Below are 16,879 nucleotides of genomic sequence, written 5' to 3'. Positions count from 1 at the left end.
AGTTAATTTGATTATATCAGTCTCTCAGTAAAAAAACAAATAAAAAGGGAGATGTGTGTATGAGTAATGAAAAAAGAAATGAAGTGTTCACAAATGAACAATTGGGTACAAGTGTTAGAACGATAAGTTACGAAGATGGAAGCATAGGTATTAATGCTGAAGACACAGCAATAGGTTTTGGATGGTATCAAACTCAAAATAAGAACGGGAAACAGTATATCTCAATTAGATGGGAAACAATAAATAAATATTGTAAAGAATTTGGTTTCCCCAACAAACTGGGGAAAGATGATTACATACCAGAATCATTGTTTTACATGTTAGGAATGAAAGCTAAAAATGAAGCAGCATTAAAATTTCAAAAATGGTTAGCTACAGATGTAATACCAACTATCCGTAAACATGGAGCATATCTAACTGACACAAAGATAGAAGAAATACTATCTAATCCAGACACAATCATTAAATTAGCAACTGACTTAAAAAAAGAGAGAGAAAAGAGAAAAGTTTTAGAGGCAACAAATAATAAACAGCAACAAATCATAGGTGAACTTAAACCAAAAGCAGACTATACAGATTTGATACTTAGAAATAAAGGATTGGTAACCATAACTCAGATAGCTAAAGATTATGGCATGAGTGGTAAAGCTATGAATAAGAAATTACATGAACTAGGAATTCAGTTCAAACAGAGTGGACAATGGTTATTATATAGTGATTATCAAAGTAAAGGATATACTCATTCTGAAACAATAGATATTGTAAAGGCTGATGGAACTCCTGACATTAAAATGAATACTAAGTGGACTCAAAAAGGAAGATTGATGATATATAAGAAATTAAAATCTATTGGAGTATTACCTATTATAGAACTTGAAGAAGTTTGTTAGGTGAATGATATGAGAGATGAATTGAAAAGATTAATTGATTTATTGGATGATGGAGTTGTGGGTATAGTGTATTCTTTTGTAGCTGTATTTTTCAAGTAATTATATGGAAGGTAATTTAGAATAGAACTAGATTTAGTTAAATATATTGTTAAATAGTATGTATTATATATGTTAAAGTACTTTTATCTATAAATTAGTACTTTAACATACTTAAAATATACTTAAATATGTATAAGACAACTTAAATATGTTAATATATAAAATAAAGAATAAATTGTTTTTATATATTATAATAAATGTTTAATGAATGGAAGTGATAAAATGAATAGATTATTGGCAGAACAAGTTTTTAAGCCAGGTGCTTTTCCAGAATATACATATGTATCAAGAAAATCAACTGATTTAGGTATAGACTATGAACTTAGACTAAGACAAGCCTTAAAGGTTTCTGGTTATTTGACTTCTATAATTGGCCCATCTAAGATGGGTAAGACTGTTTTATGTGAAAAAGTTATAGCTTTAGAAAATCTTATAGAAATGTCGGGAGTAGATTTTAAAGATAGCGAAGATTTTTGGAACATTATAGGAGTGAAAGTGGGTTTATCTGTTAGCGGAGAATTTGGAGAGGTAAACCTAAAGGGAAATATGGAATCAAAAAAAGAAATTAATAAATCTGAAAAATTTGTATTAAATAAAGACAGAGTAATCGAATATTTTAAAGATAATGGACTAGTATTAGTGCTTGATGATTTTCATTATGCTTCAGAAGATGTTCAAATACATATAGCTCAGCAATTGAAAGATGCTATAAGAAAAGAGTTTAAAGCAATAGTAATATCACTTCCTCATAGAGCAGATGATGCTATAAGAAAAAATGCAGATTTGACAGGTAGGATTAACTCAATAAATATAGAACCTTGGAAGGAATCAGAGCTAGAACAAATTGCAATAAAAGGATTTCGAGAACTGGGTATAAATATTAAAAATGATATATCCAGAAAGATATCTATAGAAAGTTTAACTTCTCCTCAATTAATGCAGTATATATGTTTAAGCATATGCACATTAATAGATTCAGATACAGGAAATATTAAAGAAGTGCCAGAAGATGTTTTGGAAATAGCATATAAGTTTACAACTATAAATCTAAATTATAATGATGTTGTAAAAATACTAAAGGAAGGCCCTAATCCAAGAGGAAATAAGAGAAAGTTGTATAAAACTAATATAGATAAAGAACTAGATATATATGGATTAATAGTAGAATCTATAAGGAAAAATCCTCCTTTAGTTGGATTAACATTAGATGAACTTAAAAGAAGAATAGATGATTTAATTATATGTGATATAAAAAAACCAGATAAAAAAACCATTAGAGAATCACTTAATAAAATACAAAATATTATAACTGAAAAGGATGGTATTTATAAAGTACTAGAATGGAAGGATAATGTAGTTCATATTTTAGACCCATTATTTTTATTTTATCTGAGATGGGGAACATATTAATTAGAATGGGGTAAATTAAATTGAGTCAAAAAGTAGAATTAATTTCAAACTTACTTAGTGAATTAGAAGCAATGAGTGATATAAGACTAATTAAAGAGTATATAGACAATATAGATAGTTTAAATATTCCTTTTAGCCAAACTGAAAAATCTGATATTGATAGATTATTGATGTATCAAGAAAATGATTTTTCTAATATGGCTACTAGAAAAAGTATCTTATCTGCTAAGTCTAGGTTAATAGCTTACTTAAGGTCATTGATAAATAACATTGCAAATAAAACTAATTTAAGTAATATGGGTGTATTTACTGAAGATGTCACCAAAATGATTATAAGAAATGTGCTGAGTAATTTTTATATGCATATATATGAAATGTATGAAGCTAATACTCATGGGAAGGCACATATAACTAAAGATAAATTAAATGATATAAAAATAGGAAACGAATATGATGTTCAAAGGATTTTATATTCAATTATAAAACCTATTTTTCCAGACTCAAGGGTAGAAGTCAGTGATGATACAGGAAATGCATCTATTAGATATGATATATTCATAGAGCAGTATGACTTAGTTATAGAAGTTAAGTGTTCTAGAGAATCTATGACTGAGAAGAAGTTAACAGAAGAAATAGGCTCAGATGGATTTCACTATAACTATAGGAACATATTTTTCTTTATATATGATAAAAATAGAGTTATAAAAAATAAAGTGGCATTTGTTAATACATATACTAGATGTGATGAAAATAAAAATATAGAAACAATAGTTATTCAACCTATAAATCTATAAATCAATTTAGGGTATTTTCATTTAAATCTACATGATAGACTACATAGAGGTGATTTAGGATAAAAGGAAGGTAATTTAGATTACCTTCCTTTTGGAGAAGGTGAGATTGTGGTTAAAGATGTTAAGTTGAAGAAGGGTATGTGTAGAGAAGAAGTTAATAGGTTGTTGAGGGAACATGATGTTGATTTAGAGTTAGTTGATGAAATATATGGTGGGAATAATGTTAATCATAAATGGAAATGTGAATGTGGAAATATAATGAAAAAAAAGAATGTGGTTATCAGTAAGGGTAAGTGTGCTTCAATATGTGATAAATGTAAATATCAAAAAATTGAAAATAGATATAAAGAAGAAGTGGAAAAAGATAAAGAGTATGAATATATAAGAAGTTTTAGAAGTGGTGAAAAATTACCTAATGGAAAAATAGTAGATAATAAAAGTCCATATATTCAAATAAAACATTTATACTGTGGGAGCATATATGAAATTAAACCAAATAATTTTATAAATTTAAAACAAAGGTGTAATAAGTGTTGTGGTTCATATGAGAACTCTTTTGCGAGTTATGTAGAAAATGAATTAAATTTGAAGATTAAAGATATTTGGGATTTTAAAAATAATACAGTAAGTCCATTTTGTATTGGTAGAGGAAGTCACCAAAACATATTTATTAATTGCACTAACCCTGAAACGCCATATCATGGGAGTTATCTTATAGGTATCAATAATTTTATAAGAGCAAAACAGAGAAATAAAAAGGGCTGTCCTTATTGTCATAGTAAAAAAACGCATCCTAAAGATTCATTTGCACAATATCATATAGAAAATACAGATAAAAATTTTCTAAAAATATATTGGGATTATAAAAAAAATTCAGATGACCCATTTAATATTAGTATATATTCTAGAAAGAAAGTATGGATTAAATGTATAAAAACGGATTATCATGGAAGTTACGAAATATTGTGTTCAGATTTTACAGATGCAATTAAGAGAAATAATTCAGGTTGTCCATTTTGTGCAAATAGACCTGGCAAAATACATTTATATGATTCATTTGGATATAATAATTTTAATTTAGCACTATCTTGGAGTTTAAACAATAAAATAAGCCCGTTTAAAGTAGCTAAATCCAGTGGAAAAAACTATAGATTTATATGCCCTGAATGTGGAGTAGAATTCAAAAGAAGAATTGCTCAAATATCATCTCAAAAGAGTGTTCTATGCTCAAATTGTTCTATGTCAAAAGGCGAGAAAAAAATTTCAGAAATATTAATAAAAAATGATATAAATTTTACATATCAAAAAAAGTTTAAAAATTTAATTGGCTTAAATAATGGAAACTTATCATATGATTTTTATTTACCTAAATACAAACTATTAATAGAATATCAGGGAGAATTTCATGATGGAACTGCAAGTATGCAAAATAAAGAACAATATAAACAACAACAAGAGCATGATAAAAGAAAAAGAGAGTATGCTAAAAATAATGGATATAAGTTATTAGAAATATGGTATTGGGATTTTGATAATATAGAAGAAATATTAGATAAAGAGATAGGAAAATAAATGTAAAATTAAACCTCCATAAAAATTGACTTAATTGTTATAATGTGGTATCATATAAGTGCAATTATTAAATACGTTTCACAATGTACGGCTGAAACATTGTCATGTTACAAAGATGCTTCACAATGTGCAATAAAAAACATTGTTTGATACAAATACATTTAGCAATGTATGGCAAAAAACATTGCAGATAAAGTCCTTTAATTAGGGCTTTTTCTTATGGAGGAGAAATGGAAGAGAAGGGGATTTATTTTGCTAAGAATGAGTTTTATAGATTAATTAAAACTATTGGAGGAGTTTGGAATGACTCAAAGGAAAGACCAATAGTTTGTCTAATCAAATCCAAAGAACATGATAGTATATATTGGGCTATACCTATGGGAAATTGGTCACATAGAGATGAAAAAGCAAAGAAAAGGATAGAAAAATATCTTAATAAAGAAGATTCAAATATAGAATCTTGTTATTATCATCTAGGTAAGACAACGACAAAATCAATATTCTTTATTAGTGATGTGATTCCAATTATTGATGATTTTATTGAAAGAGAATATGCAGGCTATAACTCTGAGCTGTATGTAATAAAAAATAAAAAACTAATTGCAGAGTTAGAAAGAAAGTTAAAAAGAATACTCGCTTATGAGAGTGCAAATAAAAATTATTTTAGGCAGCATATAACTGATATTAAGAAATACTTAGTCAATGTAATGAATAATGAGGAAGAGAAAGTTGCACTTACAAGTTTAGCAGATAATGAATAGAAAATTAGGAAGTCTACTTAAAGTAGGCTTTTTATTATTCCTTTTTATGTTATAATTCAATGATGACATGGGTATGAGATGTTTAACTGTATAGGTGGGTGGCAAAACGGCATATACCTTATTTGAATTTTAGAGGTGTTTCTAAATTGACAACATCTCTTGGCATAATAATTTTTCATTGTGGAAAATAAAAATGTTTCTATTACGTACATGTATTTAAATTATAATGTTATTTCACTATATATTATTTTAAAAATTATAAATAAGTATTAAAAAAATATAACACATTCCCAAAATGGGAACATGGTCAGATGATAAAGGGGTGAACGAAATGGACACCCTTATAGTTATGAAGTGTAAAAAAGTAAATCAATTTTAAAGTTGTAGTTAGCAACTTTAGAAAAATATAAGGATAATGTAAAGGGGCGTCCACTGTGGACGCATGTTGGAATTTCAACATTAGCCCACGTTTGGGTACTAAAAAAAGAGGTATATATTAATTATCCTCTTTTAATCGTTCGTATGCATTATCTATCATTCTCTCTATAGCTTTTCTATCCATTTCATCTAGTTGTATATATTTTCCTTTAGACTTGATATAATTAAAGTATCAGAATAGGGGGAGATATTATGTTTAAGAGGATATTATTGATTTTAATGATTGGTGTATTAGGATTTGGAGTTGTTGGATGTAGTGATGATTTATCTGAAAAAGAATTAGCTAAGTGCGAAAAAGAGTGGAATGCTCTCGAAAAGATTACTGATGAGATTGGTAGTGAATGGTATGAAGAAATATTTCATGATATTTATTATGAAAATGACAATATAGAATTTGAGGGGAATATAAATAATAGCAGAGCGGTAAAAATTACTTTTGATGAAGAAGCATTAAATAAGGCTAAAGAAACATTAAAAGAAAAAAGAAAGATTGTAAATGATATAAATATAAAAAGATTAAATAAGTATATCAAATATAAAATTAAAACCGATGATTATTATAAATCACTTTCAAAAGAGGAGGTTGATAAAGGTTTTGAAATGTTATCAAATTCAAAAAAATTCTTAAATAAAGGCTTAGATATATATGGAGATATATTAGACAAAGGGGAAAAGTTAGAATACAATGAAGAGGAAATAAAAGAAATGAAAGATTCTAATTCAAAAGTATCTGACCTCGTTCATGAGAATGTACTATAAGTATTAAAAATAGACAGTAAATTTACTGTCTATTTTTTATGTAAAAAGGAGTGTGGTTCAATGAGTGAATTTAAAATTAAGACTAGCATAGAACTTGATGATGAAAAAGCTAAAGCCCAACTGAAATCATTACAAACATCAGCGAAAGAAAATAATATAAAGTTAAATGTGGAGATGAATACATCTTCATTAAACAATTTGAAACAATTAGAAAGTGTTTTAACTAAAATCAATGCTTTAAGTGCAAAAACTCAAAATGGATTATTTGGTGGTAAATCAGCTAAAAGTTCTAATTCAGGTGTAAATAATCTGATATCAGATTATCAGAAGCTAATTAATAAAAAAAATGCAATTGAAAAACAAATGTCTAAGACTACAAATACTCAATCATATACAGAATTAAATGGACAATTAACAAGGACTATGAACCAAATTACAAATTTAGGTTCTGCATTAGATAATTTAAAAGGGAAAACTAATGTAAATGATAATGCTTTTGATAGTATGCAAAGGTCGTTAGCATCAACATTTCAGAAAGCTCAGGCTGACATACAAAAAACTCAAAGTCAGATTGAAAAATTCAAACAAACAAAATTTTTAGATGATACTCAGCTACGTGAGTTGAATAAATATTCAGCAGAATTAAACAGATTATCAAAAACAGAATTAAAAGCATTAGACTTTAAAGGGATGTCAAATTTACTATCAGGCATATCAAGAGTAAAAACCGATTTAGGCGGATTTAAAATAGCTGATAATGGTATTAATAATTTATTGTCTCAGTATAAAACTTTGATGAATGAAAAAACTAGATTGGAAAAAGAATTTTCTAAGACAACAAATATACAATCTTACGCACAACTAGAACAACAATTATCAAGAGTTAAAGAAAAAATAAATTCTGTGGGAAATGCCTTAAAAACAGTTCCACAAAAAATAAATATAGATAATGCAGCTTCAGAAACCATGAAGAGTTCATTAGCATCAACCTTTCAAAAAGCACAAGCGGATATGCAGAGGATGCAGAACCAAATATCTAAATTTAAACAAAGTGCAAATCTCGATAATGCCCAAATTGCAACATTAGATTTATTTTTAAATAAGTTATCAACCCTATCAAATATAAAGTTAGAGAATTTAACATTTAGAGGAATGTCTAAATTATTAACGGATATAAAAAGTATTCAAACTGAATTTGCAAATTTTAAAATTCCTGAAATTAATTCTAAGGTAGAATCTCAATTTAACTCAATGCAAAAAAGTGTTGATGGTTTTATAAATAAATTAAAACAACTTAGTGGAAATCAATATGCAGATAAGAATGTTTTAGGAGGATTGTTGTCTCAAGCGGAAAAATTAAAAAGTCTTGATTTAAAAAATTTAACTGGAGATGATTTAAAAAAAGCAATTGCTGATTTAGAAAATTTAGAATTAAGGCTTAAAGAAGTTCAAAGTGCAGCTAATGTTTCTAAGACAAAATCAGAGTTTCAATTTAATTTTGACAAAGCGATATCCGATTTAAAGAGATTAAAACAAAGTGCATTAGAGTTAGGGCAGTCAACATCAGGAATTGAAAAGCTTGAAAAAGAATTAATGCAATTAGCTAATTTACCCTTAGACCAAAAAGTTAGTAAATTAGAACAAATTCAAAGAGCTATAAATAATATGAATAAGTCAACTACTGCATTAAGTTCAAGTGGAAAAGGTGTAAATAAATTTTTTAATGATTTTACACGTAGCTTTTCTTACTTTACGCTTGGTAATATGGCAGCAATGCAATTACAAAATGCAATAAGAGGTGTTGTATCAACTTATAAAGAATTAGATGCAACTATGACAGATTTAAAAAAGGTTGCTGACCCAGTTGACATAAATTCGGTACAAAAACTGGATGAAATAAGAAGTAAGGCTAATCAGACGGCTAAAGAAGTTGGAATGACAACATCGCAAGTTCAAGAATCAATAGCAGCATCTTTACAGGCTGGAATCGGGGGTATGCAAGAAAGTATAGCGGCCGCAAGGCAATCTATGATTTTAGCTAATGTCGGAGATATGTCTGTTGAGGACAGTTCATCTGCGGTGAATACGATAATCAATGGATTTAGAATAGAACCACTTAAAGAAATGCAAGTGCAAGTTGGAAATACTACAAAGAAAACAACTGAATTAACCGCTGCAATGGATATGCTAAACTATGCAGGGAATAATTATGCAATTGGAACGGCAGGTGTCGCCGAAGCGATTAATTTTAGTCGCCTTATATAGTAATATATAATGATAAACTCCTTTAACTGCTGGAAACTCCTGTTAGGCTTTTAGTACCAAGTGTAACAATCTAAAAGATAGGGACAATCAGCAACCAAGACTCAATGAGAGTAAGGTTCAACGACTAGGTTATAAACCGTACATATCAAGCTATTGGATATGGAAATGGGGAGCATCCTTATAGGATGAAGATATAGTCTCGTCTGTATGGAAACATATAGCAGTTCATAAGAGAACGGATTAAGTGTAGCGAACTTAATTGAAGATAAACGGAAACGTGGAGGTAGTGTGCTTCATGAGTATGGAGTAAGTTTAGGCGATTAAATTAGGTCGCACTACATAGTAATATGTAGTTAAAAACTCCTTTAACTGCGGGAAAGTCTTTAGAGCTTAAGTTACTAAGCTAAGATAGAAATATACTTAGTGGCAATGGGTAACTCCAAAGGTAGAGTAAAAATACTTAAGATTAGATAATCCGCAACCAATCATCTTAACAGATGAAGGTTCAACGACTAATTGTACATTCAAGTGAATGGAAATGGGGAGCATCCTTATAGGATGAAGATATAGTCTCGTCTTTATAGAGATATAAAGAAGTTCATAGGAGAACTGCATAGAAGTAACGAATCTATGTGAAGAAATCGACAGTTGGTATGATAACAGCAACAAATGAAGCGATTAATTTAGGTCGCACTATATAGTAATATATAGTTAAAAACTCTCTTAATTGCTGGAAACTCCTTAGAGCTAACTAAACTACAACATAATTGGAAACAATAAATGTGAATGTTTAAAAATTAGTTAGATTGGACAATCAGCATCCAAGCTCCGTATGGGAGAAGGTTCAACGACTATTATGTAGATTCAAGTGAATCGAAACAGAGAGCATCCTTATAGGATGAAGATATAGTCTCGTCTTTATAGAGATATAAAGAAGTTCATAAGAGAACTGGTTAGGATTAACGAACCTAATTGAAGATATCGACAAAATCCAGAAAAAGTAGGTAATGGGCTAAGTGATATTGGCGTGTTAATTAGAAATAATTAATATTATGAGTGAGCAAAATCGGTGAAGGCTGAGATGCTAATACCGAGGTAAATTAAAGAATTAAAAAACTTTAATCACCGTAACGCATAGGAAATGAACCTATGCTATTTTTATGTTCAAAATAGTATAGAATATAATTTTCCCACGAGTGTTCACCATCTTAACAAGTAATGTTGAAGATGAAAATGTATGCTGAACTTATATAAACATGAAGTATAAGAACATAGGGATAAAAAGCCTTATGGATAACACAATTGAAAATCAGTTGCAATAAACTTAGCAGGTATGAAAATAAATGCTAAAGACGGAAATCTTGAGCTAAATAATATTGGCGTGTTAAACAGAAATGTTTAATATTATAAGAGGGGTGTATCGGTGAAGTCCTCCATCAACAGGATAATACCGAGAGCAGTAATATCTAATACTGTTTGTAACGCATAGTAGATGAGCGACAAAATGAGAGCAATAATTCTACCACGAGCCTCCTCCACCTAAACGTAAAGTCGTAGGTGAAAATGTATGCTAGACTTATACAATGGAAAAGTATAAGAACTATGGGATAAAAAGCCTATAGGATAATAATCGAAATAAAACTGCAATGGGATTGAAAGAAATAGCTGGTATTACAATATATAAGAATAAAGATACTGGCGAATTAAAAAATATGGTTGAAGTCTTAGATGAGGCCAAAGGCAAATGGGATGAGCTTAGAGAGGATGAACAAAAAGGATTGGCAGAAGCAATTGCAGGTAAGCAACAAGCTGCTATATTCCAATCCTTAATGGGTTAACATAATAGCCCCTTTATATAGTGATATATAAAGAAAACCTAGAATATCAGGGAAAACCCTTAGAGCTTTAATTACCAAGCATTAGAGAAATCAAAATGTGGCATTGCTAATTACAATGATATGGTAACAAGATTAAAGATTGGGTAATCCTGAGACATAGTCCTAAGTTCTTATGAATAAGGAAAGGTCGCAACGACTACCAATAGGTATCTTATGTAAAGATAGTGGTATAGTCTATTCCCTTTTAAATATCTGGAAACAGAGGGTATGAAAGAATTATGAGACTTTTAAAGAAATAAGAAGTGAATTTTCGCAAGGCTTACAGTTTGGTAAATTTAAATTGCCGTCTTAATTCAACTACCATAGGAGATTTAAGAATATTAACAGAGAGAAAATCTGGAAGGCTAAGTTTATTTTAATAAATATGCTAATCAGAGGTGAAGGCAAGTTTTAAAAGACTTTCCATCCGCAACGCATAGAGATTGAACCTAGAAATAGAATATAATATCTCCACGAGGCTCTGTGGCTTTATGGTCTTTGTTATGAGTACAAAAGATATGCTAGACTGGACTTGAAATGACAAGTCGATGAAAATGAGGGAAACCTCCAGAGCAGTAGATAAAAAGCTACTGGTTAATAACAATCGAGTGCTGAAACTGAAAATGCACAATACTTAGATAGTCTTGCAGGTAGATTAAATCATTTAAAAGAAACTTGGGTGTCTATATTTAGCACATTAGCTAATTCTGATATGATATATGGTATGTTAGATGGATTAATCAGCTTATCTGAAGGTATAGATAAGGTTATAAAATCTTTAGATAAAATGGATATGCTCTTACCAGCTACAATAACATCATTTGCAATGCTAAAAAAATTAAGACAACAAAGCAAAGAGAAAAAAGCACAAACTCAAACTACCACAATAAATAATAATGCTGATAAAGGCACTGATGAAAGTGTAAAAAAAGTATCAAAATTAGCAACATCATATGGTAAAGTTAAACAAGAAGTAAATGGTGCTACAGGAGCTATGAATAAATTTAAAGTAGCAGGTAGGACTTCTATTACTGAAATATCTAATTTAAGTAAGAGTATGGGGTCAAAGTTTAAAAACTTTGCGGCATCAATAGGAAGCTCTCTTTTATCTGGATTTGCAATAGGTGCTATTATTTCTGGAATAACAATGCTCATTCAAAAATATGATGAGTGGAATAGAAGATATGAAATATCTGCTCAGAAACATAGAGAAAATGCAGAAAATATTAAAAGTGAAATTAGTTCATTATCTCAACAACAACAAAGTTTAAAAGCATTATCAGAAGAATATAATAAACTTTACAATAAGACTAATAAAACATCTGATGAGCTTGAAAGATTTAAACAGTTACAAAAGCAAATAGCTGATATCTCTCCTGATTTAGTTGCTGGATATGATGAAGAGGGAAATCCCATACTGGCATTTTCGGGTTCTTTAGATGAGGCTATAGGTAAATTACAATTAGCTATTAAAGAAAAAAATGAACTTTTGAAAACTGAAAGATATAATACTGGCCTTAATGCTATGAATTTAGCTCCTAAACAAAAGGAAGATTTAGGTGAACTTAATGACAAATATATTGAAAAATTAAGTGATAATAAGAAGGATTTAGATAAAGCTTTTGGAAAAGGTGACAATCCATTTAAAACAAAGTCAATTGAAAAATCATTAAAAGAATATAAAAAAGCTTATGAAAAAAGAAATAGTTTAATTGCTGAGAAAAATCAAGAAGCAAAAGAACTTATGGATGAATACAATCTTGCAGAGGCAGAAATACAACAAGTATCTTTTGATAAAATAGCTGAAAAGTCTAATTATAAAAATGCTACAAATAATGTTAAAAGTCAAATCAATGAGCTAATGGATGTATTTAATTGGCATGATATATCTCTTACAGAACAAGATGTACTTATATCAGGTTTCGATAGATTGAGTTCTATAATAAGTGATAACGACCCTAAATTAGCACAATGGAATAAAAGACTGCAAGAGGCAAATACAAATTATAAAGCTGGTGGGGACGCTGTAGAATATGCCAATGCGGTTGATGCAGTAGGAAGAGAAATCAATAAAACCTTAGTAGCTGCTGGTAAAGAACCAATAGATACGAAACTCTTGGAAAAAGGATTACAGAACATTCGTGGAGAATCTACTGCTACCGCAGAAGCATTACATGCATTTTTAGTTTCCTATGATTCATCTACTGCTGAGTTTGAAAGTGGAAATGGAATAGCAGTAAAACTTAAAAGTCAATTTGATGATTTGAACAATTTTATTAGTGAAGCGATAAATAATCCTGATGGAAAAATTGATATATCATCTTTAATTAAAATTAATGAAGGTGAAACACATACCAACCTTCCTAAGCAAGTAAAAGAAATGATAAGAGGGATTTTAGGTAAGGATAATAATGCTACTGAATTTGAGCAACAAATACTTATGAAGGTATCAACTACGATTCAAAATGAAGGTAAACTGCCTGACTATGTAGCAAATCAATTAAATGATATATTTAATGGTAAAGTTGAGCCAGAAGAAATAAATGCTCCAATAAAAATTGGAGAAAATCAAATAATAAGTCAAGAAGAGTTAAAACAGTTAGCTGAATATTATAAAAAGGAAGAGAATAGACCTAAAATACCAATTGATTTTAAGACAGATAGAAAAGAGATAGAAAAAGAAGCCAAAGAAGCTAAAAAAGCTTTACAGGATATCTTAGATAAAAATGAAAATAAGAGTGACGATGATAAAAAAAATGTCACAAAAGATTCTTTAAAAAAAGCTATAGAAAGTAAAGGTATATCTGATTCGGTTGATTCACTAAATGTTTTAAATAGTGCATTAGAAAAAGTTCCTGCTGAGAAGAAAATTGATTTTATAAATAATTCAGGAGATGCTTTTCAAGGAGTTAAAAGTTTAGATGAAGCAATTAAGAAAATCCCAGAAAATAAAAGACTTCAATATAATGTTGGTGTTGAAGGTAATGAAAAGTTAGAAAAATTAAAAGAATTATATGATAAACTTCCAGAATCAATACAGGGAAAAATAAATGATGGAAGTATAAATATAAATAAGATAGGAAATATCAAAAACTTACTTGATGGCTTGGATAAAAAAGATAGGGAAATTGCAATAGGCTTCATAGTAAAAAATCCAAAGCAACTAGATTCCTTTGAGAAATTTTATAATGGAATATCTGATAGTAAATCTAAAAAGTTAGCTTTAGAATTTGCATCAGAGAATCCAGATAAATTGCAAGATGGAATCAAACTATATGATAGCTTAAAGGATGGAGAACAAAAGAAACAAATACTTAGATTTATGGTTGAAAATCCTGAGAAGATACAAAGTGCTACAGAGCTTTATAATAATACTCCAGAAGGACAAAAAGATTTAATATATAATTTTATAGTAAATAATCCTGGTGAGATAAATAAAGTAAATCAACTTATAGAGAAGTATCCAGATAAAAAAACTGCTATTTTAAAAATGGCCATTGCTAATCCAAGTGTATTAGAAGATGTAAAAAATGTAAATAATCTACCTGATAATGTAAAAAAAATACTTGGGATAGAAGTTAAAGGAAAAGAAGAAGTAGAGGAAACTAAAAAAGATTTAGATGAAGCAAAAGGAAATCATAACGCAGAACTTACAGTAAAAACTGAGGGCAAAGATGAAGCAGAAGAAACCATTGATAAGGTTCAAAATGGAGATGGGATTAATGCTGAACTTTTAGTAAATGCAGAAGTAAATGGAGAATCGCAAGTAGTTGAATGTATAGAGACATTAGATAAAAATGGCAATAAGACATATACTCCTAATTTAAATCCTCAAGTTAATAATAGCGAAAAAGTTATTCAATGTATGAGAATATTGGATGAGCATGGTAATGAGTCTTATATTCCAATTGTAAGTCCTCAAGTTACTAATGAAGAAGGACTTAATAATACTGAACAAAAGATGGATGAGTTAAATGGTAAGACGGCTACTCCAACTGTTGATGTAAAAACTGAGGGTAAAGAAGAAGCAGAACAAACGGCTGAATTTATACAAGGCATATCACCTATAAAAGTTATAGAACTTTCTTTAAACAATGAAGGTAAAGATGAATTAGACAGTACTAAACAAAAAATGGATGAGCTTAATAGTGAAAAAGTTGAACCAGTTGTAGGAGCTATTGGATTAGAGGATACTGCAAGTAAAATAGCATCATTAGGACAACAAGCCAAAGAGTTTGGTCAAAATAACTATAATATAAATCTTAATGCAGAAACTTCTCAAGGAGCAAAAAATATCTCTGGGCTTATAGCTAGAGTAAAACAATATTTATCATTAAAAGTATCTACGCTTGTATTTAGAACTGAAACCGCACAAGGGGCAAAAAACATAACTGGACTTATAGCTAGAGTAAAACAATATTTAGCTTTAAAGGTACCCACTCTTGTATTTAGAACTGAAACTGCACAAGGGGCAAAAAACATAACTGGACTTATTAATAAAATAGAGTCATTTAAAGCAAATTATGCAGGAAGAACATTTACTACCACATTTGTAACTAATAAAGTAACAAAGACTTCTTCTAGTGGAAGCGGAGGAAATAATTCAGATAAAGATAATGGAACGCAGACCTCTGTTACTGGTGGAACTCCAATCCCAACTAATTTATCAGCTCAACCTAGAACATCAGAACCATCTCCCATAAGTGACGAAACTCCTGTAACAAAACCATCCTTATTCTCAAGAGCATTATCAAGAGTCGCAGCACCGATAAAGGCTCTTAAAACATTAACTCAAGACACTCCAATAGATAAAAATTTTGATGCCATTATAAAATATGAAATAGAGTTATTTAAAGAATTAGAGAACCAACTTTCAAAAGTAACAAATGAACTATCATTGCTAGATAAGCAAATGAAAAATGCTACTAATGAGCAGAAACTCAATTATCTTAAAAAGCAAAATGAATTATATAAAGAGCAGGAAAGACTTTTAAATAGAAAAGAAGCTCTTACAAAAGATGAAGCAAATAGATTTAAAAAGGTATTGAGTGACAAAGGTTTCAAATTTAATTCTGATGGAAACATGACAAATTATGAAGAGTTATCTATAAAAAAAGAAAAAGAATTAGCTAAACTTGAAGCAGAGGCAAATAAAGAGAAAGCATCTGATAAGACTAAGAAGAAATATGAAGATGCTAAAAAAGCTTGGGATGAAACTAAGAAATATCGTGATGAATATTTAGATATCATGTTTACTGAACTACCAAAAGTAGTTGAAGAAAAACAAGAAGTAGTAAATGCTACAAAAGATATAGCAAAAGCAGAACGAGAATTAAAAAATGAGGCTTGGAAGCTACACAAAGAATCTGAATGGACATCTATGAATAGAGATGTTGAAGAAGTTAATAATCAACTTGAATTATTAGATGTACTGATGGGAAGTGCTTTTGGAGTTGAAAAAAATGATTTGCTTCAACAAAAACTAGATTTATTAGAAAAACAGAAAAAAGAAATGAGTGAAACTACGGCTTACATGAAACAAAGTCAAAATGAAATAAAGGGTAAACTTCAAGGTTTTGGATTTCAATTTAGAGATGATGGTACAATAACTAACTACATTCAACAACTAGACAAGTTATTCCAAAGTAATGATAACTTTGATGAAGCAAAAGAATTAGTTGATGCTTATTTAGATTTAATGATGGATAAAATTCCTGATGCTGAAAAAGAAATAGCTAAGTTAGATGCTACAATTAAAGCAGCATTAAAAGAAAAGTTAGAAACTACTAAAGAAATAGAAGATGAAATAACTAAAGTTTATGAAAAGCAAATTGAAGAACGTAAGAAACAGATAGACGATGAGCTTAAAAAACGTCTGGATGCACTCAATAAAGAAAAAGAAGCCTACAATAAAGCTAGAGATAAAGCAGATTATCAGCGTGATTATGATGATAAATCAAAAGAAATAGAGGAACTTCAAAAGAAATTAGATATTGCTGAAAGAGATAGTTCAC

At 29.3% G+C, this 16,879-nt stretch carries 9 protein-coding genes; all 9 read left to right on the top strand.

Annotation, left to right across the window (positions count from 1 at the left end; translation table 11 throughout):
* Positions 1–59 precede the first annotated feature (59 nt).
* Positions 60–890, top strand: a complete 831-nt coding sequence (locus tag IC219_RS20225; RefSeq protein ID WP_227831950.1) for a phage antirepressor KilAC domain-containing protein — start codon at positions 60–62, stop codon at positions 888–890.
* Positions 891–1,211: 321 nt separating this feature from the next.
* Positions 1,212–2,399 carry a hypothetical protein gene (locus IC219_RS20220; protein WP_021383144.1) on the top strand — a complete coding sequence of 396 codons (1,188 nt, stop codon included), beginning with the start codon at positions 1,212–1,214 and terminating at the stop codon, positions 2,397–2,399.
* Between the two features lie 20 nt (positions 2,400–2,419).
* On the top strand, positions 2,420–3,193 hold the full coding sequence (locus IC219_RS20215) for a hypothetical protein (protein WP_227831949.1): 774 nt from the start codon (positions 2,420–2,422) through the stop codon (positions 3,191–3,193).
* 108 nt (positions 3,194–3,301) lie between these two features.
* A complete protein-coding gene (locus tag IC219_RS20210; RefSeq protein ID WP_227831948.1) occupies positions 3,302–4,765 on the top strand; it encodes a zinc-ribbon domain-containing protein in 1,464 nt (487 codons plus the stop codon).
* Between the two features lie 230 nt (positions 4,766–4,995).
* A complete protein-coding gene (locus IC219_RS20205) occupies positions 4,996–5,526 on the top strand; it encodes a hypothetical protein (protein WP_227831947.1) in 531 nt (176 codons plus the stop codon).
* A 630-nt stretch (positions 5,527–6,156) separates the two neighbouring features.
* Complete coding sequence (locus tag IC219_RS20200) at positions 6,157–6,723, top strand: hypothetical protein (RefSeq protein WP_227831946.1); 567 nt, start codon at positions 6,157–6,159, stop codon at positions 6,721–6,723.
* Between the two features lie 60 nt (positions 6,724–6,783).
* The gene (locus IC219_RS20195; protein ID WP_227831945.1) at positions 6,784–8,988 is read left to right on the top strand and encodes a hypothetical protein; all 2,205 of its coding nucleotides are present in this window, start codon (positions 6,784–6,786) and stop codon (positions 8,986–8,988) included.
* A 1,652-nt stretch (positions 8,989–10,640) separates the two neighbouring features.
* Entirely contained in the window at positions 10,641–10,826 is a 186-nt protein-coding gene (locus IC219_RS20190) for a hypothetical protein (RefSeq protein WP_227861670.1), read from the top strand.
* A 718-nt stretch (positions 10,827–11,544) separates the two neighbouring features.
* The coding region (locus IC219_RS20185; RefSeq protein ID WP_227861669.1) for a hypothetical protein at positions 11,545–16,879 on the top strand (5,335 nt) is incomplete at its 3' end.

Source organism: Clostridioides sp. ES-W-0018-02 (genome assembly GCF_020658175.1).
Lineage (GTDB): Bacteria > Bacillota > Clostridia > Peptostreptococcales > Peptostreptococcaceae > Clostridioides.
The sequence above is the reverse complement of the archived record's forward strand: the minus strand, read 5'-3'. Positions and strand labels throughout refer to the sequence as shown.

Coding starts and splice junctions, on each gene's coding strand:
- IC219_RS20195 (WP_227831945.1), top strand. CDS start 6,784: ATGAGTGAATTTAAAATTAAGACTAGCATAGAACTTGATGATGAAAAA.
- IC219_RS20220 (WP_021383144.1), top strand. CDS start 1,212: ATGAATAGATTATTGGCAGAACAAGTTTTTAAGCCAGGTGCTTTTCCA.
- IC219_RS20200 (WP_227831946.1), top strand. CDS start 6,157: ATGTTTAAGAGGATATTATTGATTTTAATGATTGGTGTATTAGGATTT.
- IC219_RS20205 (WP_227831947.1), top strand. CDS start 4,996: ATGGAAGAGAAGGGGATTTATTTTGCTAAGAATGAGTTTTATAGATTA.
- IC219_RS20225 (WP_227831950.1), top strand. CDS start 60: ATGAGTAATGAAAAAAGAAATGAAGTGTTCACAAATGAACAATTGGGT.